Here is a 25,450-nt window from a genome sequence, read left to right as displayed (position 1 = left end):
TTTCCACAATCATGAGTACGGTGCGTCTGGAAGTGGTCAGCAATCAAACCAAGTCGGACCTGATTCCCCTGCAACCTGCCTCGCAGGACATCTGGGAGAAGAAGTACCGCCTCACGACCAAGGCAGGCGAAGCGCTGGATGCGGACATCGATGGCACCTACAAGCGCGTGGCCCGTGCCCTGGCCGACGCCGAAGCCACCGACGAGAAGCGCGCCTACTGGTATGAGCGCTTCGCCTGGGCGCTGCGCCGCGGCGCGATCCCGGCCGGCCGCATCACCTCCAATGCCGGTGCGCAGGAACACAAGCCGGCCACCAGCACCATCAACTGCACCGTCTCGGGCACCATCACCGACTCGATGGACGGCATCCTGGAGAAGGTCCACGAGGCGGGCCTGACCCTGAAGGCCGGCTGCGGCATCGGCTATGAGTTCAGCACCCTGCGTCCGCGCGGTGCGTTCGTCGCCGGCGCCGGCGCCTACACCTCCGGGCCGATGTCCTTCATGGATATCTACGACAAGATGTGCTTCACCGTGTCCTCGGCCGGTGGCCGTCGCGGCGCGCAGATGGGCACCTTCGACGTGTCGCACCCGGACGTGAAGGACTTCATCCGCGCCAAGCGCGAGGACGGCCGCCTGCGCCAGTTCAACCTGTCGCTGCTGATCACCGACGGCTTCATGGACGCGGTCAACAACGACGCCGACTGGCCGCTGGTGTTCCCGATCAACATCAAGGAACAGGCCGAGGTCGACCAGAACGCCGCCGACGTGGTCTGGCGCGAGTGGCCGACCCACGAGAACTACATCGTGCGCGACGACGGCCTGGTGGCCTGCAAGGTGTACGGGCACATCCGCGCCCGCCACCTGTGGGACATGATCATGGTCTCCACCTACGACTACGCCGAGCCGGGCTTCATCCTGATCGACCGCGTCAACGAGATGAACAACAACTGGTGGTGCGAGAACATCCGCGCCACCAACCCGTGCGGCGAGCAGCCGCTGCCGCCGTACGGCGCCTGCCTGCTGGGCTCGGTCAACCTGACCAAGTTCGTGCGTGACCCGTTCACCGACAAGGCCTCCTTCGACTGGGACGAGTACAAGGAAGTGGTGCGCGTGTTCACCCGCATGCTGGACAACGTGGTCGAGGTCAACGGCCTGCCGCTGGAACAGCAGCGCAACGAGATCATGCGCAAGCGTCGCCACGGCATGGGCTTCCTGGGCCTGGGCAGCACCATGACCATGCTGCGGATGAAGTACGGCTCGCCGGAATCGTGCGAGTTCACCGAAGCCATCGCCCGCGACATGGCCGTTGCCGGCTGGGAAACCGGCCTGGAGCTGGCCCGCGAGAAGGGCGCCGCCCCGATCATGGACGAGCAGTTCGACGTCACCGCCGCGATGCTGCGCCAGCGCCCGGAAATGAAGAAGGACGGCTGGAAGGTCGGCCAGAAGATCGCCGGCAAGGTGCTGCACGCCCGTTACAGCCGCTACATGCAGCGCGTGGCCACGGTGGCGCCAACGTTGGTGGAGGAACTGGCCACGGTGGGTTCGCGCTTCACCCACCACAGCTCCATCGCCCCGACCGGCACCATCAGCCTGTCGCTGGCCAACAACGCCTCCAACGGCATCGAGCCCTCGTTCGCGCACCACTACAGCCGCAACGTGATCCGCGAAGGCAAGAAGTCCAAGGAAAAGGTGGACGTGTTCTCCTTCGAGCTGCTGGCCTACCGCGCGCTGGTCAACCCGCAGGCCATGCCGTTCAGCGATGACGCCGCCGCGCAGCTGCCGGAGTACTTCATCAGCGCCGACGACATCTCGCCCAAGGAGCACGTGGACGTGCAGGCCGCCGCCCAGAAGTGGGTGGACAGCTCGATCTCCAAGACCGCCAACGTACCGACCGATTACCCGTACGAGCAGTTCAAGGACATCTACCGCTACGCCCACGCCCAGGGCCTGAAGGGCTGCACCACGTTCCGCTTCAACCCGGCCGCCTTCCAGGGCGTGCTGGTCAAGGAGACGGACCTGGAGAACACCACCTACCGCTTCGAGCTGGAAGACGGCCAGGTGGTGGAGGTCAAGGGCAACGAGCAGATCGAGTACGACGGCGAGATGCACACCGCCGCCAACCTGTTCGATGCCCTCAAGGAAGGCTATTACGGCAAGTTCTAAGAGCCTTCGCCGTCGCCCCGTGTTCCGGCGCGGGGCGGCAGACGGTGGTCGCCGCCACCGGGTTGTTGCGCGTTTGTTCCCCGTTGCATTCGCTTGGATATAGCATCGCCCGCATGACAGACCCGATGCCCTGAGGAGGGCTCTATGAGCAATGGTAATGGTGTGACGGCGACCGTTTCGCAGGTGGCCGAGAACGTGAAGGAAACCGCCGTCCACGTGGGCGACTCGATCGCCGCCACCGCCAGCGACGCCGTCGCCGCGGTCAAGGCCGGCGCGCAGAAGGCCGAGGCCGGTGCCAAGAAGCAGGTGGCCAAGGTCAAGAAGGCCGTGAAGAAGGCCGAGAAGGTCGTCGCCAAGAAGGCCGTCGCCGCCAGGAAGGAAGTGAAGAAGACCGTCGGCTCGGTGCGCAAGAAGCTGGAGACCGCCAAGGCCAATGCCCAGGCCGAAGCCGCCGAGCTGAAGAAGAAGGGCGCCGGCAAGCGCGCCGCGACCAAGAAGGCCATCGCCAAGGTCGAGAAGAAGGCCGCCACCAAGGTGGCCTCGGCCAAGAAGACGGTCAAGACTGCCGAGAAGAAGGTCGCCAAGGCCGTGGGCAAGAAGGCTGCCGCGGTGAAGAAGTCGGTCAAGGCCACCGAGAAGAAGGTTGCCAAGGCCGTCACCGGCAAGACCGCCGCCGCCAGGAAGGCAGTGAAGAAGGTCGAGAAGAAGGCCGCCAAGAAGGTCGCTTCGGTCAAGAAGTCGGTCAAGGCCACCGAGAAGAAGGTCGTCAAGAAGGCCGCCGCTGCCAAGAAGGCTGTGGCCAAGAAGGCTGCTTCGGCCAAGAAGACCGTGGCCAGGAAGGCCACCGCCGTGAAGAAGGCGGTCAAGAAGGCCACCCGCAAGTAATCGCCGCACCGCGCCCCCCGTCCCAGCCGGGACGGGGAAGGCGCCGTAATCCGTACGCAACGCATAACCAGGACTCGCACCATGGCCGTCAAGATCGACAAGAAAATCAAGGGCTATTCCGTCATCACCCCGGACGACAAGGCGCGCGAAGCCGCGGCCAAGGCGGTCCCGGTCGCGGCGCCCCAGGACGAGTCCCCGGCCGACAACATCGTGCACATGCACGAGCGCATCGAGCGCCCGGAAGTGCTGATCGGCAGCACCTACAAGATCAAATCGCCGCTGGTGGAGCACGCCTTCTACGTGACCATCAACGACATCGTGCTCAACCAGGGCACCGAGCACGAACTGCGCCGTCCGTTCGAGATCTTCATCAACTCCAAGTCGATGGAGCATTTCCAGTGGATCGTGGCGCTGACCCGCATCATGTCGGCCGTGTTCCGCAAGGGCGGTGACGTGACCTTCATCGTCGACGAGATGAAGGCCGTGTTCGACCCGAAGGGCGGTTACTTCAAGGCCGGCGGCGTGTACATGCCGTCGCTGGTGGCCGAGCTGGGCTCGATCGTCGAAGACCACATGAAGGCCATCGGCCTGCTGCACGACCCGGAAATGAGCGCCCACCAGCGCGCCCTGATCGCCGAGAAGCGCAAGCAGTTCGAAGAGCGCTCAAAAAAAAACAGTGAAGTAAGCCCAGCGCCGGCGCAGAGCGCCGCGCATGCTCCGTCCCTTCCGCAAAGCGAAGGGGAGGAGCTGGTAATCCTCGACAGCGCCGAAAGCGCCGACAACGGCAGTTTCCCGGCCAGCGCCAGCATGTGCCACAAGTGCAATACCAAGGCGCTGGTGATCATGGATGGCTGCCAGACTTGCTTGAATTGTGGGTATAGCAAGTGCGGTTGAAATAGTTTGATTATTCGTTGATAAAGACAGATGTGGGGACTCCTATAAGTCGCTAGTTGGATCCACAGTAGTCCCTAGTGGGGTTCAAAGAAACCGCTAATTGGATGCCGTACAACAAAGGGCCACCCGTAAGGGTGGCCCTTTGTGCTGTGGGGCACGGGGGCGATATCAAAATGCCCGAAACCCTGAGGGCCCTTACGTCCCCGGCCGACCCCAGGCGGACATCGATGCAGTCGCGGAGCCTACCGCTGAGTGCGGTTATACGCTGGCTTGTTAGTCGGACCCAGTCACCCTAAGATCGAGCGGTATCAAGGGGTAGCCCATCAGACGGTGTGCTGCAGATAAGTCGTATAGCCGGACACAAGGATCCGGCTATTAAGAAGCTAGGTGTGCATGAAGTACTTTCATATTGACACGGAATCTCAACATCGCATCCGATGGAGTCCATTTCCCATCGGAGAGGCAATCACTGTTGGGGATAGGATAAATCCTATCTATACCAACTGGATGAACTCAGCTACTAGAGTTGGGGCGAAAATTACGGAGTCGGATGTTACGCGATCAGCTGCCGTAATGCTGCGCGAGCTTGCCTTCGAGAACCTGAGAGCGAGAATGTATTCAGTGCTCCCCTCAAGGACAAGCTGCATATGGCTATGTGACTCAGAAGAATCTGCTAAATATTGGATTAAACGAATTCCCCATGCTGGCAACAGGAGGGTTTTGGAAATAGAGATTTTGGAAGGCGAGCCTCACAAATCATACGAGCAGCACCTAACCAGTAAACTAGAAAATATTAAGGAACTTGAGGTGAGGGCGCACGAGTACTGGTCAGGTCGAGGGAGCGGCCAGTGCGAAATCCTGTTCCAAGGGGTCTTGCGTGTCGTTCGTCAGGTTAACACCTAACCATTCATTCAAGCCGACACCGCAGCACGACTTAGTTCACGCGTTGGGCATCAGAAGCGAGACGTTTTCCATGTGCTGTCTGGGGGATTCACCGGCATCTTCTTCGGCAAGTACTTCCGGCGCCTTTCAGTGTTGCGTAAGGGCATGCCCAGTACTTTGGGCCCGGCGAACTGAGGTAGGGAGGAGCCGTGGCGTTCGCAGGCTCCTTTCCACTTGCCATCCGGTGAGGGTGTCCGCTTCTGGCCGCAGGGCGTCATGCGGCCGATCGCGGCCATTGGTGCGGCCGCCGAGTTGCCGTTGGGTCCGGTTATGCGCTGGCTTGTTAGCCGGACCCCGCCGCCCTAAGATCGAGCTGTATCAAGGGAAAGCCCGCCATGCGGTGCTTTGTGGATATGTCGTATAACCAGACCCGCGAGTCCGTCTATTAGGTAATTAGCCATCTATGACAATCGACCTCAACGTCATCGCAACAGGTCTTGCAGCCCCGGTGGCGGTTCTGATTGTGAAAATGTTGTTAGATTTTAGCCTTGCCCATGCTTTTGTGAAGTGGTTCTGGTGGCTTCCCGTCAGAGGGCTCTTCCGGGACAACCCTCCGAAGCTCTCGGGCAACTGGGAGCAGCTCTGGGGGGCAGCTGGAAGTGCCGATTTCGCCCAAGATAAGGATCGACATAGCCACACAGTGATCAAGCAATTTGGACGTTACTGCTATGGGGAGTTTCGCTCCAAGGACGCACTCTACTGCATGTTCGGAAAAATCAAGGGCGGTTACTTACTTGGGGATTGGTACGACAAGAAGGACAAGAACGCCTACTTTGGCACCTTCCAGCTCTTGATCGTGGACGGAAAAACCATGGAGGGTAAGTATATTGGGCACTCACGGCGCAAGCGGGTTGTTCAAGAGTCCAGCTGGGACTGGACCAAGAGAGATGGCTAACAATTCATTCAAGCCGAACCCGCTTCGCGGGTCGGCCCAATTCCAGAGTTGAACGTTCGCTCCTAGCCGATTGCGCCCCTGTTGTGGTGGTGATCCTCGGGATTAGTGGCGATTCCGGCGCCTTGAAAGTGCGCAGCTGAAGCCTGCGCAGTTTCGGCGCTACAGTCCTAACATCACGCGACGAAAGCCCGGCACAAGCCGGGCTTTTTCGTGTCAACCCGATCACCGCCGCACCGCAAAGCCCGCCGCGCGCTGTGAAGCGTTTTGAGCCGGTGCTGCGCGCGAGCGCGCCAGTTCCGCCATTGCTGGTTTGGCACTAGGCAGCGGTGGTGATCAGTCCGGTCTCGCGTTAGCATCATCTAACTTGAAGATCTATGGGGGGGGTGTGGATTGTGATGAAGTCAAAGTCGGTTCGAATGGCGGTTCTGTCCTTCCTGTTCGGTGCTCTTTGGCTCAGCGAGCTGATCACAACCCTCTCAGGGCTACTCATTTTGTCCATAGTCGCCTATGCCTTAGCACCAGTCTTCGGTGTGCAACCATTGAGTCTGGGTCAACTAGTTGTTGCCGTGGCATTGAATCCGGATCATTGGTTGACGCTTATTGGGTTGCTGGTAGCTTTTTTTGCGGTGCAAGGGTTTCTGGATTCCAAACGACTGGATATGCGGATTGCGGCTGCAGATGCCGTTCAGGAGCTTTCGAAGGAGTTCGGTCAGATAGCAACTAAGCGGGAGATGGCTGCCGAATCCCTGAAGGAGTTTAGGGAATTTGCTTTGGCTCATCCAATTGCCAAGCTTCAATGTTCGGATCGGGATGCCGCAGATAAACTCCTGCGATCGGTGCAAGCAAGATTGCCAGCGTTAATGGAGAAAGAATTAGGGATGTATTCAGTTGTATTTTCCGTTCTGGATGTGGAGCGGAGGCACCGGCTGGCCATTCAGTCCAGTTCGATTGCCACGCTGGCATTGGAATCGGTGAAAAAGCGAATAGCCGAACTCGCCGACATAGATTTTTCATTTTTTCCTGCGCCGCCGTTCGATCTAGACAGCCTTTACCAATGGGCTGATTCTCCCTTGTCATTGCAGTCGGAGGCGTATCTCCAGGCAAGTAACAAGCTGGTTGGAAATATTCACGGGAATATTGGCGGTTGTGCTGGAGCACTTGGTGGTGCGGTGTTCAAGAGGTCGATCGCTGCATATTGGATGTCAATGCGGGGCTGGCTTTTAGACTAAGCTCGTCAGGGCGAGTTAGCAGGAAGTAAAAGCGCCTCGACGACTATCGAGGCTTTTTTGTTTGTGTCATCCAGATGGAGTTTGGGTGGATGTTGGTATGAATTGCCAAGGTTTTCGTAGATACCTCGTAGCCATAAACTATTGATTAGGCGAAGGTGGTTGTTTATCGAGGTCAGGGAAGGGCCGTTTTTGGCCGGAAGTCGCCATTAGATATCGTCGGAGCGAGGCGCGTTAGCCGAAAGTAGGGGTCAGAGTCGAGTTTCCGCTTCCACAACCTACTTGAAGCGGTGCTCGGCGAAGGTGAGTGGATGCTGCGGCCGGATTCCTGGATGCAGGGGCAGAACGCGGTCAGTTCTGAGTTCAGCAGGGCGCCTGATGTCTGCAACGATCGGGACAACGCTGTTTCGTCCAGCCTCACTTGGGAGAACTGAAGCATGATGGATGCCAACGGAACCCCGGCCATGAGCCGCTATCCCTGGTCGGTGATCGTCAGGGTTCTCGTGTTCTTTCTGCCATTGCTGGCGTTGTATCTGTTTTCGCGTTGGTCGGCGGTGCAAATGGCCGGTCAGACACATCGCGGGGACAGTGCGCTTGGAATTGCTGTGTTGCTGGGTGCAATGACGCTGGTGATGTTGCTGGGTTTCATCGTTGATTTCGTGGTGCAGCTCTGGCGCCGACGGACGTTCAATTGGCTGGTCGATGTTCTACTGATCGCCTTGTTGATGACACCGTTCGGATGGTTCGCTTGTAACTGGTTCGGCGGGAACGACTACATCCTCTGCAAGATGCCGATGTCGCTGTTCGGGACGCTGCTCGATTGGCTGGGGCTGTGAGCTGAAGCGAAAACAGAAGGGATATCAGGAGTCAGAGTCGAATTTTCGTTCCAGCCCTTTCCTGCAGCCAGAAGCCAGAGCGTGATGAGTCGATACCTTGAGTCACAGTGCGAAGACGATGCCTGCGGCCCAGAAAGTTGATCTAGACTTTCGCCTCCCGAATATAGCGGCGAGCGCCATGAAGAAGTGGGTGGTTGGGTTGTTGCTCCTTCCTGTCTTGATGCTCCCCTCGGTGGGACGCTCGGCGGAGGCGTCGCCGCAGGGGATACACGCGGCCGTGCTGGACGAGTACCTCGACCAGGTGGAGGACGGCAAAGGCGGGCTGGGCAGCGTGTCCATCTTCCGTGGCGGGCGCGAGGTCTATCAGCGGCGCTTCGGCCAGAAATACCTGCCCGGCGTGCAGGCGGATGCGGACACCCGTTACCAGGTCGCCTCGGTCACCAAAATGGTCACGGCCATTCTTGCATTCAAGCTGATTGAACAGGGGCGGCTGGGACTGGATGACACGCTGTCCGATTTTCATCCGGAGATGCCCGCAGCGGCGCAGATCAGCGTCCGGCAGATGCTGGCGCATTCCAGCGGCCTGGGTAATTTCGCGATCAAGGACGGTACGGTCTGGATCGTGGATGCGCTGGAGCCGCCGGCGATCCTGGCGGAGATCAGGCGGCAGGGCGTGGCCTTCGCCCCTGGCACGCGCGTGGCCTACTCCAACTCCGCCTACTACCTGTTGCGGATGATCGTGGAGGACACCTACGGGCGGCCGTACCACGAGATCGTCGAGCAGGAGATCGCCCGGCCGTTGCACCTTGCGCATTTCGCCTCGGTGAAGGCCAATCACGCCGATACCTTCAGGTCCTATGCGTTCGCCGATGGCGCGTGGGGCGAAATCAAGGAAGTGGACTTCAGCAATGTCGTCGGGGTTGGCGACATCGCCAGCACCCCCAGCGACCTCAACCGGCTGATCGTCGCCCTGTTCAACGGTGAGCTCGTGCGGAAGGAGACGCTGGCACTGATGTTGCCGGCGCCGGGCAAGGGCTGGGGGATGGGGCTGGCGGAGTTCGCGTACGGGGAGAACACGTTCCTCGGGCACGGCGGTGACGTCATCGGTGCGCATTCCCGGGTCATTTACAACCCGCAGGACGGTACCGCCATTGCCTACTCCACGAATGGGGAGCGGATTCCGACCAATGCCTTCCTCGAAACCATCGTCGGGATCGTTTACGGCGGCACGTTCCAGGCGCCGGCGCTGAAGTAGCACCCTGCGCAGGGCGGCTCGGCGCGACGCAGCGGTGACGTTCCATCATCGAAAGGGACGTCGGAGAAACTGGGGTCACGGCCGGCTTTCGGCAATGCGCCTTTCTTGTTGGACTGCGCTGGCGCCATTCAGCGATTCGAATCCTGACCGAAATCCTCTTCTTGGTCGAACGTTCTTTTGCGGACACTTCGACGGCCTGGTCTGGCCAGGAGAGGAGGAGGGGAGGCAATCTTGGCCCGTACTGCAGCGCCCTAACTGGCGGTTTGCTCTTTCGCAGTGAAAGCTAGGGCGCCAGCTCCGGCGACGAGTAGCACGGCACAGCGGAGTACACGTTGATGGCACCCTCCCCACGAAACTGCCTTTCGAACGTGTCCTGCGCCCAGCGGTCGGCGCTTTGAATGTCGGCAGGTGAGAGCGCGCCTGCCTTGACGAACAATGCAAGCAGGGATTCCACGTCGGCGCGTTGGTCGGGCATTGCCCGCAGCGCTGCCAGACGGGCGCCGCGCCACGTCAGTACCGGATCGGGCATTGGCACCGTGTCCGTCCATGAGGCATGTCCGTTGGGTGTATTCACGTATCTGTGGAGGGCTTGCACGGATACGCGCGGGTCCGCCCGCTGCAAGGCCTGTTGTGTAAATCTGGAAGTGTGCCGGATATGACGTTCGATCTCTGCGGCTTCTTCCGTGACCAGCCTGCTCCCCAGCCAGGGCGTAGGTCCCATCAGGAGGAAGCAGGTCTGTGCGTCCGGGTTACCCCTGACGGCCGCTTCGAAGAGGGCATTGGATAGCACCCGGGCCAACTGCCTCTTGTCGGACCCCTTGCAGAACCCTTCCAGCCGCTCGACCACGAAGGCATATCTGGCGCTCTCCGCGTCCATCATGCGCAGGGTTTCCACGGTTTCGTTCGACAGGTCTCCCCGCCTTTCATCCTCCAGCATGGAACGCATGCCATTCACCGCGGCATGGTAGAGAAGGCAGTCATTGGCTTGCTTGAACGCAAGAACGATGGCGTCCACATCGCCGCTGGCGCGCGTTGCCTCCCAATGATGCGCCAGTCCGCCGGGTTGCTCGGCGATGCCGCTGGCGTCGCTCGATTGCCCCGACCCGACCGACGTAGCCTGCGATGGCGCGGGCCGATTCGATCTGTCCTCTTGCCGAACCCACAGGTATGTACTGCCGCCGGCCAGAAGCAGCAGCGCTGCCAGGATCTTGTATGTGCGCCGCCCCATTCAATGCCTCCAGCATTGGCAAGCAACAGAAATGCTGCATGCTGACCCGAGTTTAGGGAAAGCAGCGGATGCTGGGCGGGGGAGGCTTACTGGCTCCCCTCACTGAGGTTCGCGAGCGGAACCCACCCGGCTTCCAGGGTGCGAGGATTCTCGCACCAGGCCCAACCGTTGAGGGCTTTGGCGCTGAGGAGCAGTTCGCCTTCCTGCACGTCCAGCTCCCTGGCGGTGTAGTCCTCCAGCGCACGGCCGGTTGTGCCATCGATGAGTTCCACGATCTGTGCGGGAACCCAACCCCCTTCCTGCCCAGGCATGTCGCAGAACAGCCAGTCGTCCCAGCCTTCAGGACCTTCGTACCTTTCGCCTACTACGAGCAGTGCGCCCTTGGTGAAAGAGATCGGATTGGGGTACTCGCTGGTATGGCCTCGAATGACGCGGTACTGCCGGGTTTCCATGTGCGTCTCCTGCAGGTTGCATCGATACTGATCCGGGCCACGAAGCTCCGGTGTCCAAGCCATTCTGGAGGACGTTCTGCAGCATCACTTTGTCCCGGCGCAACTCTGCAGCCGATAGCTTGCTTGCGGTCCCTTGCGCATGCTCCCGCAGCCGGAGCATCTCGGGTGCTTCCAAACTGTCGTGCTTTTTCTATTCGTTGTAGCGCGTGCCTTCGGAAGCAAGGCAGTCCCGAACAGCGCTGGGACATAGTCCGCGTCCCATTTGGAGCAGGACTCCACTTCGGCTTTTCGGATTGCACTGCTCGATGGGGCGCTGCCTCTGCGAATGAAGCAGCGGCAAGCCTTCGACCAACGTGGCTGTCGCGTTGGGTGATGTGATGACGGCGTGATGCCGTTCGGCATGGCCGGCGTTCTGCAATTCATGAATTCGCATCAACGCCGGCGATGCCTGTTTCAGCCGGTTTTGCGGCATGTATCCCGTATCGGCGGTGAAGTTGGTTCTTCACGACGCCCTTGCCGAAAGTGTGTATCCATGTGCCACGGCGGTATGGATAAATCGCCGCCGTGGCCGACTGAAATCACCGCGGCGGGTGATCGGGGAGTTCTGCAAGGCCATGCATGAGCGTGGCGCTTCATGGCGCCGGGTGTCGTGCGGGTTCGGCATCGGACGGAACGGCGTTGTTCATTCAAGTGCGGGCGCAAGGGGAGTGCCACGCGCGGCAGCATTGATGCGTCAAAGCAGTCTGTCTCAAACGGGGTCTGTCTCAATCGAGTTGGCGAATGCGCCTCGAGAGGGGTGCAGAAGGGGATGACAGCATGTGGCAGTCGATGGCACCGCGCGCCCGGTCGCGCGGCTTCAACGTTCGATCCACCCGTGTGAGTCCGTGCCTGGCGTTGGCCTGGCGTGTAGCGGGGCTGCTGGTGCTGGCGCTGTGTTTCGCGATGCCGTCCACCGCCTGGGCCGCAGCATACGCCACCGGAGGCACAAGTCCGTATCGCAATACGGTGCTGTGGTTGACCTGGGGCGGCGGTACCGATCGCGGCACGCCGGGCGTACTGCTGGGCAATGGCAGTGCCTCGTCGATCTCGATGCCGGTAGCGTCCGGCTTCAATCTGGAGGTGACCTGTACATTGGCCAATGCCACGGGCGTCCCGCTCAGCAGCTATCGCCCCGGTGCGTTCGGCGGTGACAGCCTGGACGACCTGTACAACATCGGGGGAACCGGCAACGCCAACCAGCTGATCGCGGGCATTGCCGGCACCGGCGGCGTGGCCAATTTCCGCATCAATTGCGTGTCGACCTTGGGCGGCGCGCCCTATCGCCTGCGTGGCGTGGTGATGGCAGATGCGGAATCGATCAATACCGGCGTCGAGTACGTCCAGGCCACGGCCGACGGCACCTGGAACGTGGTGGAGATGCGCAAGAACGTCGGCGCAGGCCCGTATCGCGTCACCAAGTCGCTCAACGGTGCCGAGGAGGTGATCCGCTTCGGGCCGGGCAACGATAACAACACGGCGGCGGTGACGTTCCTCAGCTTCGACAATGCCGCCTACGCGCCGGGCAACCTGGCAGTGGGCATGGACTTCGAGTTCCGCGGCGGCGGCACCACCGCCATCGCCATCGGCCTGCTGGTGCCTTACGCGGATTTTGGCGATGCACCGGTCACCTATGGCGATGCCATGCATGTGGTGGATGACCTGCAGTTCCGCAACGACAACATCCCCGCCAACGCCACCAACCTGGACATCAACACGGCCGGCTATACGCCCGGTGGCCTGGCGCCCCCGGTCGTGGACTACCTCGGCAGCATGGGCCCGGATACCGAACAGCGCAGCAGCTACAGTGATGATGCACGTGGTGATGATGACTTCCCGGCCGGCAACCCGAACGAGGAGAATGCCTGGCCGGCCAACTACCGGCTGACCGTCATGCAGGCCGGCACGGTGGTGAGCCAGCTCGTCGCGTGCGTGGGCAACGGCAGCGTGGCAGGCTGGATCGACTTCAACCGCAATGGCCAGTTCGACCCCGGCGAGCGCAGCAATACCGCAGCCTGCAGCGGCGGCAGCGCCGCGCTGAGCTGGACCGTGCCGGCGACGGTGGTGGCCGGGGCCAGCTACGTGCGCCTGCGCTATGCCACCGACCCCGCGGAGATCCAGCAACCGACCGGGGTGGCCGATGATGGCGAAGTGGAGGATCACCGGATCACCATCACCGCACCGGCGTTGCGCATCACCAAGAGCAACAACAGCGGCGACGGCAGCTGGAACTACGGCGAGCCCGGCACCACGTACACGCTGACGGTCAGCAATACGTCCGATGTGGCCACCGGCAATCCGCCGACCGTGCAGCCCGGCACCATCACCGTGCTGGACGAGCTGCCAGCGGGCATCGCGCCCGGATGGAGCGGCACGTACACAAACAACGGCTGGAGCTGCACGGCCAGCGGGCAGCGCGTGACCTGTATTTCGAACCAGGTGCTGGCCGCCGCGGGAAGCCCGGGTTCAAGCAGTTCCATCGAACTGCCGGTCACGGTGCTGCCCACCGCCGTCGGCACGCTGGTCAACCATGCCAGCGTGGGGGGCGGGCATGACCCCTTCAATACGGGCGTGACCCCCGAGCCCGGCACGAGCTGTACCGATACCGACCACTGCACCCAGAACCCGGTGACCGTGCCGGCCGCGCGCGTGCGGTACGGCAAGCAGGCCAACACGTCCGGGCCGGTGAACGTCGGCGACACCATCAGCTACACGCTGACGGTGATTGTCGAGGACAGTGCCACCCGCGACACCGTGACCTTTACCGATACCTTGGGCACCGGCCTGGATTTCGGCAGCGTCACCAGCGCTGGCGTGTTCAACTGCACCGCGGGTAATCCGTTGGCGTGCGAGCTGCCGGCCGGCACGGCAATCGGCACCTACAACCTGACCTACAGCGCGGTGGTCAACGCGCAGGCCAGCGGTCAGGTGGTCAATACCGTTGTCGGCAGCGGCAACGAGACGCCTACCTGCTCCGGCACCTGCACCACCACCACGCCGGTGTCACCGCCGCAGGTCACCGTATCCAAGGCCAGCACCACTACCGGGCCGGTGGTGATGGGGGACAGCGTTGGTTACACGCTGACCGTCGTGGTGGCCAACGCCCGCACCACCGGCATCGTCACGTTGACCGACACCCTCGGCACCGGCCTGGATTTCGGCAGCATCACCAACGCTGGTGCGTTCAACTGCACGGCCGGCAACCCGCTGGCATGCACGCTGCCGGCGGGCACCGTGCCGGGCAGCTACAGCGTGTCCTACACCGCCACCGTCAATGCCCAGGCCAGCGGCCAGGTGCGCAACGCCGTGGTGCCCACGGGGCCCGACACCCCCACCTGCGCCGGCAATTGCGACACCACCACGCCGGTGGGCGCGCCGCGCATCACCGTGTCCAAGTCCAGCGCTACCGGCGGGCCTGTGGTGGTGGGTGACACCATCACCTACACCGTGGCGCTGGTGGTGGCCGATGCCAGTACCACCGGCGTGGTCACCCTGACCGACACGCTGGGCACCGGCCTGGACTTCGGCAGCGTCACCAGCGCGGGCGCCTTCAGTTGCGGTGCTTCCAACCCGTTGGTGTGCACGCTGCCCGCCGGCAGCCCGGCCGGCAGCTACCCGCTCACCTACACCGCGGTCGTCAACGACCAGGCCAGTGGTTCGGTGAAGAACGGCGTGGTGCCCACGGGCCCGGACAATCCTGCCTGTGGCAACTGCGAGGTGGTCACGCCGGTGGCCAATCCGCGGGTGCGCTACAACAAGCAGGCATCCACCGGCGGGCCGGTGGTGGTGGGCGACAGCATCGCCTACACGCTGCAGGTCACGGTGCTCAATGCGCGCACCACCGGCCTGGAGATCCTGACCGACACGCTGGGCACCGGCCTGGACTTCGTGGCGGTCACCAGCCCGGGCATCTTCACCTGCAATACGGGCAACCCGCTGATATGCACATTGCCTGCGGGCACCGTACCGGGCACCTACAGCCTGACCTACACCACCGTCGTCAATGCCCAGGCCAGCGGTCAGGTACGCAATGCGGTGACCGGCACCGGGCCGGACACGCCCTCCTGCGCGGGCAGCTGCGACACCACCACGCCGGTGGCGACGCCGGGCGTGAGCTACGCCAAGTCGGTCAACACCGCCGGCCCGGTATCGGTGGGGGACGTGCTGACCTACACCCTGACCACCGTGGTGACCAACTCGCAGACGAGCGACGTGGTAACCCTGACCGATACGCTCGGGGCCGGGCTGGACTTCGGCAGCGTCACCAGTGCCGGTGCTTACGCCTGCACGCCCGGCAACCCGCTGGTATGTACCCTGCCGGCCGGCACCGCGCCGGGAAGCTACAGCCTGAGCTACACCGCCGCCGTCAACGGGCAGGCGAGCGGGCAGGTGACCAACGCGGTGCTCGGCAGCGGTGGCGACAACCCGTCCTGCACCGCGAACTGCGATACCACCACGCCGGTGAACGCTGCCGAGATCGAGTACCACAAGGCATCCATGCCGGCCGGCCCGGTGTCGGTAGGCGACCGCATCACCTATACGCTGACGGCGATCATCCGCAACTCGCGCACCACGGCGGTGTTCACCCTGACCGACACCCTGGGCACGGGGCTGGATTTCGAAGCGGTCAGCTCCGCAGGCAGCTTCAGTTGCAATGCCGCCAATCCGCTGGTGTGCACCTTGCCCGCCGGCACGGTGCCGGGAACCTACGCGCTGGAGTACACCACCCTGGTCAACGCGCAGGCGCAGGGAGCGGTCACCAACGCGGTGACCGGCACCGGCACGGGCACCTTGCCGTGCACCGCAAACTGCAGCACCACCACGCCGGTGCGTGCGGCATCGGTGAGCTACCACAAGACCACGGGCACGGCCTCGCCGGTGCGCGTGGGGGACACGGTCGACTACCGCGTCGAGGTGGTCGTCAGCGATTCGCGGACGAGTGACGTGGTCACCCTGACCGACACCCTGGGCGTCGGCCTGGACCTGGTCGCGGTGACCCAGCCCGGCGCGTTCACCTGCAACGCAGCCAACCCGCTGGTCTGCACCCTGCCGGCCGGGACCGTGCCGGGGACCTATCCGGTCGCCTACCAGGCCAGGGTCAATGCCCAGGCCAGTGGCAGCGTACGCAACACGGTGCTGGCGACCGGCAACGACAACCCGAGCTGCAGCGCCGACTGCAGCACCGGGCACACCCTGCGCGCCACCGAGGTGCAGGTGGGCAAGCGTTCGGTGCCGGCCGCGGGTACCGAAGTGAAGGCCGGTGACAGCATCAGCTACACCCTGACGGTGGACGTGCTCAACGCCTCGACCAGCCAGCCGGTGCGCCTGGACGACACGCTCGGCGCCGGGCTGGTGTTCGACGCGGTCACCGCCGCCGGCGCGTTCAGCTGCAGTGCCAGCCTGGTCTGCACGCTGCCCGCCGGCACCGCCCCGGGCAGCTACAGCATCACCTACCAGGCGCATGTCGCCGCCGATGCGCGTGGCACCATCGGCAACGTGGTGGTCGGGCAGGGCGGTGGTGGCACCCCGCCGACCTGCACCACCTGCAGCACCGAGCATCCGCTGGCCGAGCCCCGCGTGGTGCTGGCCAAGCAGGCGGACCCGGCCAGCGGCAGCGAGGTACGCCCCGGTGACCGCCTGCGCTACACCCTGTCGGCGACGATCGAGAACGCCGCGCTGCGGCAGCCACTGCAGCTGCTGGACACACCCGACCCGGGCCTGACCCTGGACGCATTGCCCAGCGGTTGCGTGCAGCAGGGCGCGGACGTGGTCTGCACGCTGCCGGCGGGCACCACGCCCGGGCAGCATGTGTTCACCTACACCGCCACGGTCAACGAGAAGGCATTTGCCACGGTGCGCAACCGCCTGCGGGGCGAGTACCCCGACGGTGGCCAGCCGCCGGAATGCGGCAGCTGCGAAACCGAACACAAGGTGGTGTCCGACTTCGCCTTGCGCATCACCAAGAGCGCCAACCCGCGCCGGGTGAAGGTCGGTGACCTGGTGCGCTACCAGCTGGTGGTGGAGAACGTGGGCGGCAGCGACTGGCGCGATGGCGTGGTGGTGGACACCCCACCGACCGGCTTCAGCTATGTCGATGGCTCGATGCGCGTGGCCGACGATGATGGCGCCTTCGCGCTGGCCAGCAGCCAGAACCCGCTGCGCATCGCCGCGGTGGACATCGCGGTGGGACGCAACGCGACCATCACCTACCTGCTGCGGGTGGGCGCGGGCGTGCGCCCCGGCAGCCACGTCAACCACGCGGTGGCGACCACCCCCGACGGCACTGCGGTATCCAACATCGCCACGGCCGAAGTGCAGCTGGATACCGATCCGCTGCTGGAGGACAGCCTGGTGTTCGGCACCGTGTTCGACGACCGCGACGGTGATGGCTGGCAGGACAGTGCCGAGCTGACCGGGGTGACGGTGCAGGGCGGTTTCGCCGCCTCGGCCTACGTGCCGGGCTCGACCACCATCGATCGCGGGCAGGGCCCGCAGGCGGTGGCCGATGCCAGTGCGCCGCTGCTGCATGGGTTGGAGATCGGCACGGTCCACGGACGCGGTTCCACCGCCGAGCCGGCCGAGGTCAACCAGGTGGTCGTGCGGCAGCGCCTGCGCGAACTCGCCTTCACCGATGACTTCGTGCTCGACAGCAGGCAGGGCCAGCGCCTGCAGCTTGATGCGGCGGGCAAGCCGACCCTGCTGCGCAGCGGCGACGCCGCCAAGGGATTGACCGCCGCCGAGCCGGCGGTGCGGCGCGAAGTGTCCGCCGTCGCCGAGGGGTATGAGGTGGCCTACGTGATCGGCAACACCGGCATCCAGGAGCAGGGCATCCCGGGCGTGCGGCTGGCGACGGTCGAGGGCCTGCTGGTCGAGACCGACCCCTTCGGTCGCTATCACCTGGCCGACGTGCACGGTGGCGACGCGCGCCTTGGCCGCAACTTCATCATCAAGCTGGACCCGGCCACGGTGCCCAGCGGGGCGGTGCTGACCACCGAGAACCCGTTGCTGCGCCGGGTGACGCAGGGCGTGCCGACGCGCTTCAGCTTCGGCGTGCGCCTGCCGCCGTCGCCGCAGGCACCGGACGAGCGGGCCGAGCTGGTGCTGGGCGAGGTGTTGTTCGCACCGGGCAGCAGCGAACTGCGTGACGCCTACCGGCCGGTGCTGGCGAAGATCGCCGCGACCGTGGATCGCTACCTGGGCGGCGACGTGGTGATCCTGGCCAATGGCGAGAACCAGGACCTGGCCTTCCGTCGCGCCACGGTGGTGCGCGATGCCCTGCAGGCCGAGGTGGCCGAGGCCGCGCGCGCGGGCCTGACGGTGCAGCTGCGCACCGATGTCAGCGACCCGCATTCGCTGGTCGCCGGCGTCGATGCCCAGGGCGCGCTGCTTGGCAACGTGCTGTTCGATACCGACAAGTCGCGCATCCGTGACGAGTTCAAGCCGCTGCTGGCGAGCATCGCGGCACGGCTGGAAGCGATGGGGGGCGGCCAGGTGAGCCTGGTTGGCCATACCGACGTGCGCGGCAGCCATGCCTACAACCAGGCACTGGGATTGCGCCGCGCCGCGGCGGTGTTCGAGGCCCTGCGCGGCCTGCTCAGCCCGGCGGTGCAGCAGCGCATCCGCGTCCGCAACGAGGAGAGCGCCGCCATCCGGGAAGCGGCGCGCCAACAGGAGGCACGCCAATGAGCACACGTCACGTTGCCTCCCGTCGCCCCCGCCGCATCGTTCTGTGCCAGGCGCTGCTGCTGTGCCTTGCCGGCACCGCCCAGGCCGCACCGCCGACGGAGGCCTCCGGCGCAGCCACGCGCATGGATTGCGATGCCAGCCAATGCAGCGCCGACGGCGCGCTGCTGTTCACCCTGCGCTCGCGCAGCTATGACGAGCCGGTCACCGAGGGCACCTCGGCCCGGTCCTCGTCGCAGGTGCTGCAGCCGGACCGCCGCGTCAGCCTCGCGCTGGATGCGCCGGGCAAGGCCACGGTCACCGGCAACTTCCTGATCCGCCTGCCCGAGGGCGGGGCGATCTGGGCCACCGAAGACCCGGCGATGGGCCTGCCGGAACTCTCGGTCTCGGCCCCTTCGATGGTGGCCTTCGAAAACGGGCGCATCACGCGCCCGGTGGACTTCTTCGTCCGTGGCAACTACACCGCCTTCATCAACCGCTTTCAAGTCAGCCTCTACCGCGGCAGTGACAGCGACCGCGTGGCACCGCTGGCGCAGTTCGACCTGCCGGTGGCCGCGGTGGGGCAACACAGCTGGGACGGCGCCTTGCCGGAGGACGTGCCGCTGCGTCGTGGTGACCGGCTGGTGTACGTGCTGCGCGCGTATGACGCCGAGGGAAACGTGGATGAAACCTCGGCGCAGTCCATACAGCTGGTGACGCCGGCCGAAGTGGAGCGTGGCAACCAGCAACTGCGGGACGCACTGGAGGACCGCCGTGGCAGCGCGGTGGATGCGGACCAGGCGGCCTCGCTGTCCCTGCTGGAGCAGGTGTTCGACGGCAACGGGCTTCGCCAGCAGAACATTCCCGTGTACGGCGCGCGCGTGCGCCTGCGCGGGCGCGACCTCCCGCTGGGTGCGTCGCTGAAGATCAACGGCGAGAGCTACCCGCTGGACCAGGACCGCAAGTTCGCCGCCGAATACCTGATGCCGATCGGCCACCATGCCTTCGACGTGCGCGTGGAGCGGCAGGACGCGCCGGCCATCGCGCGCACGCTGGAGGTGGACGTCAGCGGCAGCTACCTGTTCGGGGTCGGCCTGGCCGACATCACCGTCTACCAGAACAAGGCATCCGGTGCCGGCCGCGACCTGGCCCGCGGTGACCGCGACGACAGCGTGCTCAGTGACGGGCGGCTGGCGTTCTACCTGAAGTCCAAGACCCGGGGCCGCTACCTGCTGACCGCCCAGGCGGATACCCAGAACAGGCCACTGAAGGACCTGTTCACCGGCTTCACCAATGCCGACCCGCGGGACCTGTTCCGCAGCCTGGACCCGGATCTGTATTACCCCACCTACGGCGACGACTCGCTGACCCAGCGTGACGTGGACACGATGGGTCGCTTCTACCTGCGCCTGGACTGGGACAAGAACCAGGCGTTGTGGGGCAACTACAACACCGGGCTGAGCGGCACCGAGTACGCGCAGTACGTGCGCTCGCTGTATGGCGCGGCGTTGTCGTGGCGCTCACGCCGCGCCAATGCCTGGGGCGATGCGCGCAGCGAACTGCGCCTGTTCGGTGCGCAGGCGGAAACGGCCCCGGGCCATAGCGAGTTCATCGGTACCGGTGGCAGCCTCTACTACCTGCGCCATGCCAGCATCCTGGCCGGCTCCGACCAGGTGGTGCTGGAGATCCGTGACCCGACCACCGGGCGCGTGGAGCAGCGCGTGTCGCTGGTGCGTGGTGCCGACTACGAGATCGACGCCCTGCAGGGACGCATCCTGCTGACCCGGCCACTGGCCCAGGTGACGCGCGAGAACCTGCGCCGCCTCAGTCGCGACGTGCCGCTGGATGGCTACGAACAGCGCTTGATCGTCGACTACGAATGGGTGCCTTCCGGTTTCGATGCCGATGACGTCACCGCTGGCGTGCGTGGCAAGCATTGGTTCGGCGACCACGTCGCACTGGGGGCCACTTATGTCGACGAGCAACGTTCGGGCCAGGATTACACCCTGCGCGGTGCCGACCTGACGTTGCAGGCCGGGCGCGGTACCTACCTGAAGATCGAGCACAGCCGCAGCGAGGCCACCAGCACACCGGTCTTCTTCTCCGACAATGGCGGCCTGAGCTTCCGCCAGCTCAATCCCGGCGGGCCGCGCGAAGGCGAGGCGACCGCGGTGGAAGGGCGTATCAACCTGCGCGAGCTGGGCTGGACCCGGCGCGACTGGAGCGCCGGCGCCTGGTGGCGGCAGGTCGATGGCGGGTACTCGGTGGGACGTTTCGATACCGGCCAGCGCGTGCGCGAGCAGGGCGTGGAGCTGCTCGGCTACGTCACCGACGACTTCAACCTGTACGCCCGCTACAGCGAAGCGCGACGTGGCAGCGAATCCCTGACCCAGGCGCAGGCCACCGTCGAATGGCGCATCGGCGAGAACGACCGCCTGTCGGCCGAGCTGCGGCGCGTCCAGGAAACACGCCAGGCCGGCGATGCCGCGGGCGTGCTGGCCGCAGCGCGTTACACCCATCGCATCGGCACCGCGCTGGACCTGTACGGCGGCGGCCAGCTGACCGTGGACGACGACCATGGCCGCTACCGCGACAACGACGCGGTACTCGCCGGTGGCGCGTATACCTTCGCCAACCAGTCCAGCGTGGGCGCCGAGTTCAGCGACGGTGATCGCGGCAGCGCCGCGCAGGTCAACGCCGAGTACAAGCTGAGCCCGCAGCACAGCTTCTACGGCAGCTACACCCTTTCCACCGACCGCAGCGAGTACGACCCGTTGTTCAGCCCGAACGCGCAGGATGGGTGGACGCTGGGCCAGCGCTGGCGCCTGTCCGACCAGGTCAATGTCTTCAACGAAAGCCAGTTCCTGAAGTCCGGCCAGGAGTCCGGGCTCGCGCATACCTTCGGCATGGACTTCTATCCCGCCGTGGGCTGGAACGCGGGCTTCACCCTCAGCGACGGCAAGCTCGACGCCAGCAGCGGGGAAGTGGACCGCAAGGCGGTCAGCCTGTCCGGTGGACGTACCTCACCGGATACCGACTGGCAGAGCAAGCTGGAGTGGCGGCGTGATACCGGTGCCGAGCGGCGCACGCAGTGGGTCAGCACCAACCGGCTCAGCCATCGCCTCAACGACAGCTGGCGGATCGCGGCGCGCTTGAACTACGCCGACACCGACGATGCGCTGAACCCGGTGGCCGGGGCGCGCTTCATCGAGGGCAACATGGGCTTCGCCTACCGCCCCTGGGACAACGACCGCTGGGGCGTGTTCGGGCGTTACACCTACCTGTACGACCTGTCCACGATGGGACAGGTGGATGGCGTGGACTACGACCAGCGCACCCAGGTGCTGTCGCTGGAGGGCGTGTACCGGATCGACCCACGCTGGGAAGTGGCCGCGAAGCTGGCACGGCGGGAGGGCGAGGTGCGGTACGGGCGGGGCACTGGCCCATGGTTCGATTCGGCCACCAGCTTCGGTGCCGCGCAGCTGCGCTACGACCTGTACTACCAGTGGCATGGCCTGCTCGAGTACCGCTTGCTCGATGTCCGTGATGGCGGCCGCCGGCAGGGCTGGCTGGTGGGCCTGGACCGCGATATCGGGCGCAACCTGCGCGTGGGCGTGGGCTACAACTTCACCGACTTCAGCGATGACCTGACCCGCTTCGACTACGACCATCGCGGCTGGTACCTGAGCATGGTCGGCAAGTACTGACCCCGCCGCGCCAGTGGTGCGCGGCGGGCAGGAGCGTTCCTCGCTACTTCGTCGCAGCGGGTGTGCCGAAGGTATGCCGCGTGGCGCTGCTGACCGAATAGTCGGCACCGCCGTCGTGCGGGGTTTCCTGGAAACGGGCGTCGATCTCGTCGCGGCCGTTGCTGCATTCAAAGACCCAGGTCTCCGACCAGTTGCGTGACCCCATCTCCCCTTCCGGCTGCGCGCGCAGGAAAGGCACGACGTTCAGCAGTTCCTGGCAGCCGTCGTTGCGCAGCAGTACGTACATGTGTTGCAGCACGTCCTTCTGCAACTGCTCGCTGGCGAAGGTGCCCTGCTGCACGGTGCCCGCAGGCGCGGCGGTCGCGGCAGGCGGTGCGGCCTGCGCGGCGAAGGGGTCAGCGAGCAGGCTGCCTGCCAGGACGAGCAATGCGGTGCGGTTCATCATCGGGGCCTTCCTTGGTATGGGGTGCCGGTGCCACGGCGCCGTGGCGGTAGGGGCACGCTAGCAAAGCGGATGCAGGCCGGGGTGAAGATGATGGGGGCGGTAGCGGTCGCACGGCCCGCGGACACGGCCCCGTACAATTGCACGGCTGGCCGGTGCTACCCATGGCGCCGGGCGGGAACACCACTTGCTGATAGGACAAGGAATGAAACGTCGAACTGTATTGGCCGCGCTGTTGCTGGCCATGTTGGCAGGCTGTGGAACGGCGCCGGATGACGGCGGCAAGGCGGCCGCTGCGCCGGCGACGACGCCTGTTGCGGACACGCCCGCTGCCGCCGCGAGCGCCGAACCGTCCGTCGAGGATGGCGTGGACCCGTCGGTCTGGGACAACGAAGGCGAACCGGAAGGGGAAACCCCCGGGGCGGAGATCACCTGCGAGCAGCAGCCGCTGGCGACCTATTTCTTCACCCTGGTGGGTGGCAACTCGGTGGACAACTGCGGGCGCAAGGATGCCAAGGTGCTCGCCGCGTTTGATGCGCTGATGAAGGAAGCCACGCCGGCCGAATCGACCGACCCGCAGATCCTGCCGCTGCGCGAGCGCCTGCTCAGTGGCCCCAGCGCACCGGGCCAGCCGCGGATGCTGGACGGCGATGTCTGGTGGTACTACTCGGCCTGCCAGGCGCACCAGTGCAGCACCACCGCGTTGGACATGCTGTACGCACCGACGCAGGCGAAGATGGTCGGGAGGCTGGTCGCCAAGTGCAAGGTGTGGTGGCTGGGCGCACCGAGCGCCGAGCAGCGGGCGTCGATCGAAGGCAACCGTCCGCTGGACGAGGCGTCGTTGCAGGTGGACGGCGAGCCCTGCGAGTAGCCGCGCGCACCGGCGTAGCAGGCACAACGCAGCGGCCGGGCAGATGCCCGGCCTTTGTGTCTTCCGCGCAAGGCACGGCCGTCAGGGTGCCGGTTCGCGGGCCAGCCCCTCGGTTTCATAGAAGCGCTGCAGTTGCCGCGTGTTGGCCAGTTTCAGCTTGGGCAGGGCGATGCCTTCGAACAACTGGTCGTAGCGGCGCCGGTGGGGCGGGGTGACGATGGCGATGTGGTGCAGCATCGCCCACTTCACCGTGTCCTGGTTGCCGGCCAGCGCACCATGGCGATTGCGTTCGAACCAGCTGCGGCGGAAGTAGCGCAGCAGGCTGGTGCGGGTGGGCAGGTCGAGCAGAATGAACCCGGTGGCGCGCGCCAGCCGCGCCGGCAGGCAACGGCTGTAGTTGCCGTCCATGACCCAGCGCTCCTGCGCGATGGCGTCGGCATGCAGCTGCAGGAAGTCGGCCTCCGGCCGCGGCTGCCAGTCGGTGTGTGGCAGGTGGAAGAGCTGGTCCAGGTGGACCGCCTGCAGCTGCCGGTGGCGCGCGATGGCCACGGCCAGCGTGGACTTGCCGCTGTTGGAAGGGCCCAGGACGCAGATGCGCGGGCCGAGGTCGGCGAGCGTGGTCATGGGCCGATTATGCCGGCAGTGCCCGGACACGCGGGCGACGGCCGCCGCTTATCATCGGGCGTGGACAGGGAGGATGGCTGTGATTGGACGACTGAAGCGCTTGTTCGCCAGGCCCGAGGCCGCGCGGCCCGCTGCACGGATGGCGCGCGTGCCGGTACACATGCACTGGTTCGACGGGACCACGCTGCCAATCCCGGACTGGCAGCGCGTGCAGCAGGAAGTGGCGCAGGACATCGACGATGCCGACGCCCACGTGTTCTGGACGTCCGCCGCGCATGCCTGGCTGCAGGCGCTCAACGCAGCGCTTGGCGAGCATTACGGCATCCATGAGTCGCAGGACTTCCTGCTGCTGTCGAACCTGCAGGCGCGGCCGGCCGAGGTGTTCCTGGCGACCTGCCAACGCACGCTGGCGCGGATCAACCGCAGCCTGGGCGCGCTTGCGGTGGAGGGCGGCCACGGCAAGTACGTGGTGATGGTGTTCGATGACCCGGACGACTATTACACCTACATCGGCCACTACTACCCCGACGAGGGCGAGTACGCGATGTCCTCGGGCATGTTCATCCAGGCCGGCTACGGCCACTTCGTGATGCCGCTGGAGAACATCGATGCGATGGAACCGGTGATCGCGCACGAGCTGACCCATTGCCTGCTGCAGCACCTGCCGATTCCCGCCTGGTTGAACGAAGGGCTGGCGGTGAACACCGAGTACACCCTGTTCCCGCACCTGGCCGCGCCGGGTGCGCAGATGTACTTCCCGCACGAGATTGCCGCCCAGCACGCGGCGTACTGGGACGCGGTGAGCATCCAGACGTTCTGGTCCGGCAAGTCGTTCCTCGCCGTCGACGAGGGCAACCGGCTGTCCTACGACCTGGCACGCAAGATCACCGCGCTGGCAGCCAACGACGAGCCGGCATTCCGCGCGTTCGTGGCGGCGGCGCAGCGGGACGATGCCGGTCTGGCGGCCGAGGCCCAGCTGGGCTATCCGGTCGGCAACCTGGTACAGGCGGTGCTGGGGGAGGGCGACTGGGAGCCACGGCCGGACGCCTGGCGGGAAGGCACCGAGCGCGGTCAGTTCTGAGCCCCGCTCCTGCCGGGCATGCGTTGAATGCAACATGTGTTGTATATTGCCGGCACCCTTTCCGGAGCCGGCGCCATGTCTTCCTTCCTGCAGCTGTTGTTCGGCGGCAACATGATCAGCGGCACGCTCAAGGCGGCGGCCTGGATCATGGCGTTCTGCGTGGCCGGCGGCCTGCTGGTGCAGGCGGTGCTCAACGGCTGAGCAGTGGCGCGCCAGCATGTGCGCGCGCCGATCACCGCACCGCGAGCTGCC

At 64.9% G+C, this 25,450-nt stretch carries 17 protein-coding genes; 13 read left to right on the top strand and 4 right to left on the bottom strand.

Annotated features, from left to right (window positions below; all coding sequences use genetic code 11):
* The first annotated feature begins 11 nt into the window (after positions 1-11).
* From AC06FE_RS05885 to AC06FE_RS05850, 8 genes are all read left to right on the top strand, one after another.
* The gene (locus AC06FE_RS05885) at positions 12-2,162 is read left to right on the top strand and encodes an adenosylcobalamin-dependent ribonucleoside-diphosphate reductase (protein ID WP_478072495.1); all 2,151 of its coding nucleotides are present in this window, start codon (positions 12-14) and stop codon (positions 2,160-2,162) included.
* A gap of 144 nt (positions 2,163-2,306) precedes the next feature.
* A complete protein-coding gene (locus tag AC06FE_RS05880; RefSeq protein ID WP_478072494.1) occupies positions 2,307-3,047 on the top strand; it encodes a hypothetical protein in 741 nt (246 codons plus the stop codon).
* An 81-nt stretch (positions 3,048-3,128) separates the two neighbouring features.
* Positions 3,129-3,941, top strand: coding sequence for a TSCPD domain-containing protein (locus AC06FE_RS05875; protein WP_478072493.1), 813 nt, complete (start codon positions 3,129-3,131; stop codon positions 3,939-3,941).
* A gap of 393 nt (positions 3,942-4,334) precedes the next feature.
* Positions 4,335-4,844, top strand: a complete 510-nt coding sequence (locus AC06FE_RS05870) for a DUF2441 domain-containing protein (RefSeq protein WP_478072492.1) — start codon at positions 4,335-4,337, stop codon at positions 4,842-4,844.
* 442 nt (positions 4,845-5,286) lie between these two features.
* Entirely contained in the window at positions 5,287-5,778 is a 492-nt protein-coding gene (locus AC06FE_RS05865; protein ID WP_478072491.1) for a hypothetical protein, read from the top strand.
* A 395-nt stretch (positions 5,779-6,173) separates the two neighbouring features.
* Positions 6,174-7,007 carry a hypothetical protein gene (locus tag AC06FE_RS05860; protein WP_478072490.1) on the top strand — a complete coding sequence of 278 codons (834 nt, stop codon included), beginning with the start codon at positions 6,174-6,176 and terminating at the stop codon, positions 7,005-7,007.
* 461 nt (positions 7,008-7,468) lie between these two features.
* Positions 7,469-7,840, top strand: a complete 372-nt coding sequence (locus AC06FE_RS05855; RefSeq protein WP_478072489.1) for a hypothetical protein — start codon at positions 7,469-7,471, stop codon at positions 7,838-7,840.
* Between the two features lie 178 nt (positions 7,841-8,018).
* Positions 8,019-9,095 (top strand): serine hydrolase domain-containing protein, encoded by a 1,077-nt coding sequence (locus tag AC06FE_RS05850; RefSeq protein WP_478072488.1) that lies wholly within the window; start codon positions 8,019-8,021, stop codon positions 9,093-9,095.
* 283 nt (positions 9,096-9,378) lie between these two features.
* On the opposite strand, the gene AC06FE_RS05845 is transcribed toward AC06FE_RS05850, so the two are convergent.
* On the bottom strand, positions 9,379-10,323 hold the full coding sequence (locus tag AC06FE_RS05845) for a hypothetical protein (protein ID WP_478072487.1): 945 nt from the start codon (positions 10,321-10,323) through the stop codon (positions 9,379-9,381).
* An 86-nt stretch (positions 10,324-10,409) separates the two neighbouring features.
* Positions 10,410-10,775, bottom strand: a complete 366-nt coding sequence (locus AC06FE_RS05840; RefSeq protein WP_478072486.1) for an SH3 domain-containing protein — start codon at positions 10,773-10,775, stop codon at positions 10,410-10,412.
* Positions 10,776-11,651: 876 nt separating this feature from the next.
* Here AC06FE_RS05840 and AC06FE_RS05835 point away from each other — a divergent pair.
* A complete protein-coding gene (locus AC06FE_RS05835; protein ID WP_478072485.1) occupies positions 11,652-18,497 on the top strand; it encodes a CshA/CshB family fibrillar adhesin-related protein in 6,846 nt (2,281 codons plus the stop codon).
* Complete coding sequence (locus tag AC06FE_RS05830) at positions 18,494-22,180, top strand: TonB-dependent receptor (RefSeq protein ID WP_478072484.1); 3,687 nt, start codon at positions 18,494-18,496, stop codon at positions 22,178-22,180. The genes AC06FE_RS05835 and AC06FE_RS05830 overlap by 4 nt, the downstream gene beginning before the upstream one ends.
* Before the next feature lie 43 nt (positions 22,181-22,223).
* Here AC06FE_RS05830 and AC06FE_RS05825 read toward each other — a convergent pair whose 3' ends face one another.
* A complete protein-coding gene (locus AC06FE_RS05825; protein ID WP_478072483.1) occupies positions 22,224-22,625 on the bottom strand; it encodes a hypothetical protein in 402 nt (133 codons plus the stop codon).
* Positions 22,626-22,827: 202 nt separating this feature from the next.
* Between AC06FE_RS05825 and AC06FE_RS05820 the strand changes: the two genes are divergently transcribed.
* Complete coding sequence (locus AC06FE_RS05820) at positions 22,828-23,493, top strand: hypothetical protein (protein WP_478072482.1); 666 nt, start codon at positions 22,828-22,830, stop codon at positions 23,491-23,493.
* Between the two features lie 81 nt (positions 23,494-23,574).
* On the opposite strand, the gene AC06FE_RS05815 is transcribed toward AC06FE_RS05820, so the two are convergent.
* Positions 23,575-24,117: a P-loop NTPase family protein gene (locus AC06FE_RS05815; RefSeq protein ID WP_192286889.1), complete on the bottom strand. Its 543-nt coding sequence runs from the start codon at positions 24,115-24,117 to the stop codon at positions 23,575-23,577.
* Between the two features lie 79 nt (positions 24,118-24,196).
* Between AC06FE_RS05815 and AC06FE_RS05810 the strand changes: the two genes are divergently transcribed.
* Positions 24,197-25,198, top strand: coding sequence for a hypothetical protein (locus AC06FE_RS05810; protein WP_478072481.1), 1,002 nt, complete (start codon positions 24,197-24,199; stop codon positions 25,196-25,198).
* Positions 25,199-25,273: 75 nt separating this feature from the next.
* Positions 25,274-25,399 carry a hypothetical protein gene (locus tag AC06FE_RS05805; protein WP_313253072.1) on the top strand — a complete coding sequence of 42 codons (126 nt, stop codon included), beginning with the start codon at positions 25,274-25,276 and terminating at the stop codon, positions 25,397-25,399.
* The last annotated feature ends 51 nt before the right edge of the window (positions 25,400-25,450 follow it).

The sequence above is a fragment of the Stenotrophomonas sp. Steno-C18 genome (genome assembly GCF_056393195.1).
The sequence above is the reverse complement of the archived record's forward strand: the minus strand, read 5'-3'. Positions and strand labels throughout refer to the sequence as shown.

Excerpts from the sequence above, each read along its gene's own strand:
- AC06FE_RS05885 (WP_478072495.1), top strand. The coding sequence starts at position 12 with ATGAGTACGGTGCGTCTGGAAGTGGTCAGCAATCAAACCAAGTCGGAC.
- AC06FE_RS05805 (WP_313253072.1), top strand. The coding sequence starts at position 25,274 with ATGTCTTCCTTCCTGCAGCTGTTGTTCGGCGGCAACATGATCAGCGGC.
- AC06FE_RS05820 (WP_478072482.1), top strand. The coding sequence starts at position 22,828 with ATGAAACGTCGAACTGTATTGGCCGCGCTGTTGCTGGCCATGTTGGCA.
- AC06FE_RS05815 (WP_192286889.1), bottom strand. The coding sequence starts at position 24,117 with ATGACCACGCTCGCCGACCTCGGCCCGCGCATCTGCGTCCTGGGCCCT.
- AC06FE_RS05870 (WP_478072492.1), top strand. The coding sequence starts at position 4,335 with ATGAAGTACTTTCATATTGACACGGAATCTCAACATCGCATCCGATGG.
- AC06FE_RS05855 (WP_478072489.1), top strand. The coding sequence starts at position 7,469 with ATGAGCCGCTATCCCTGGTCGGTGATCGTCAGGGTTCTCGTGTTCTTT.
- AC06FE_RS05860 (WP_478072490.1), top strand. The coding sequence starts at position 6,174 with ATGAAGTCAAAGTCGGTTCGAATGGCGGTTCTGTCCTTCCTGTTCGGT.
- AC06FE_RS05845 (WP_478072487.1), bottom strand. The coding sequence starts at position 10,323 with ATGGGGCGGCGCACATACAAGATCCTGGCAGCGCTGCTGCTTCTGGCC.
- AC06FE_RS05875 (WP_478072493.1), top strand. The coding sequence starts at position 3,129 with ATGGCCGTCAAGATCGACAAGAAAATCAAGGGCTATTCCGTCATCACC.
- AC06FE_RS05825 (WP_478072483.1), bottom strand. The coding sequence starts at position 22,625 with ATGATGAACCGCACCGCATTGCTCGTCCTGGCAGGCAGCCTGCTCGCT.
- AC06FE_RS05840 (WP_478072486.1), bottom strand. The coding sequence starts at position 10,775 with ATGGAAACCCGGCAGTACCGCGTCATTCGAGGCCATACCAGCGAGTAC.
- AC06FE_RS05850 (WP_478072488.1), top strand. The coding sequence starts at position 8,019 with ATGAAGAAGTGGGTGGTTGGGTTGTTGCTCCTTCCTGTCTTGATGCTC.
- AC06FE_RS05830 (WP_478072484.1), top strand. The coding sequence starts at position 18,494 with ATGAGCACACGTCACGTTGCCTCCCGTCGCCCCCGCCGCATCGTTCTG.
- AC06FE_RS05865 (WP_478072491.1), top strand. The coding sequence starts at position 5,287 with ATGACAATCGACCTCAACGTCATCGCAACAGGTCTTGCAGCCCCGGTG.
- AC06FE_RS05880 (WP_478072494.1), top strand. The coding sequence starts at position 2,307 with ATGAGCAATGGTAATGGTGTGACGGCGACCGTTTCGCAGGTGGCCGAG.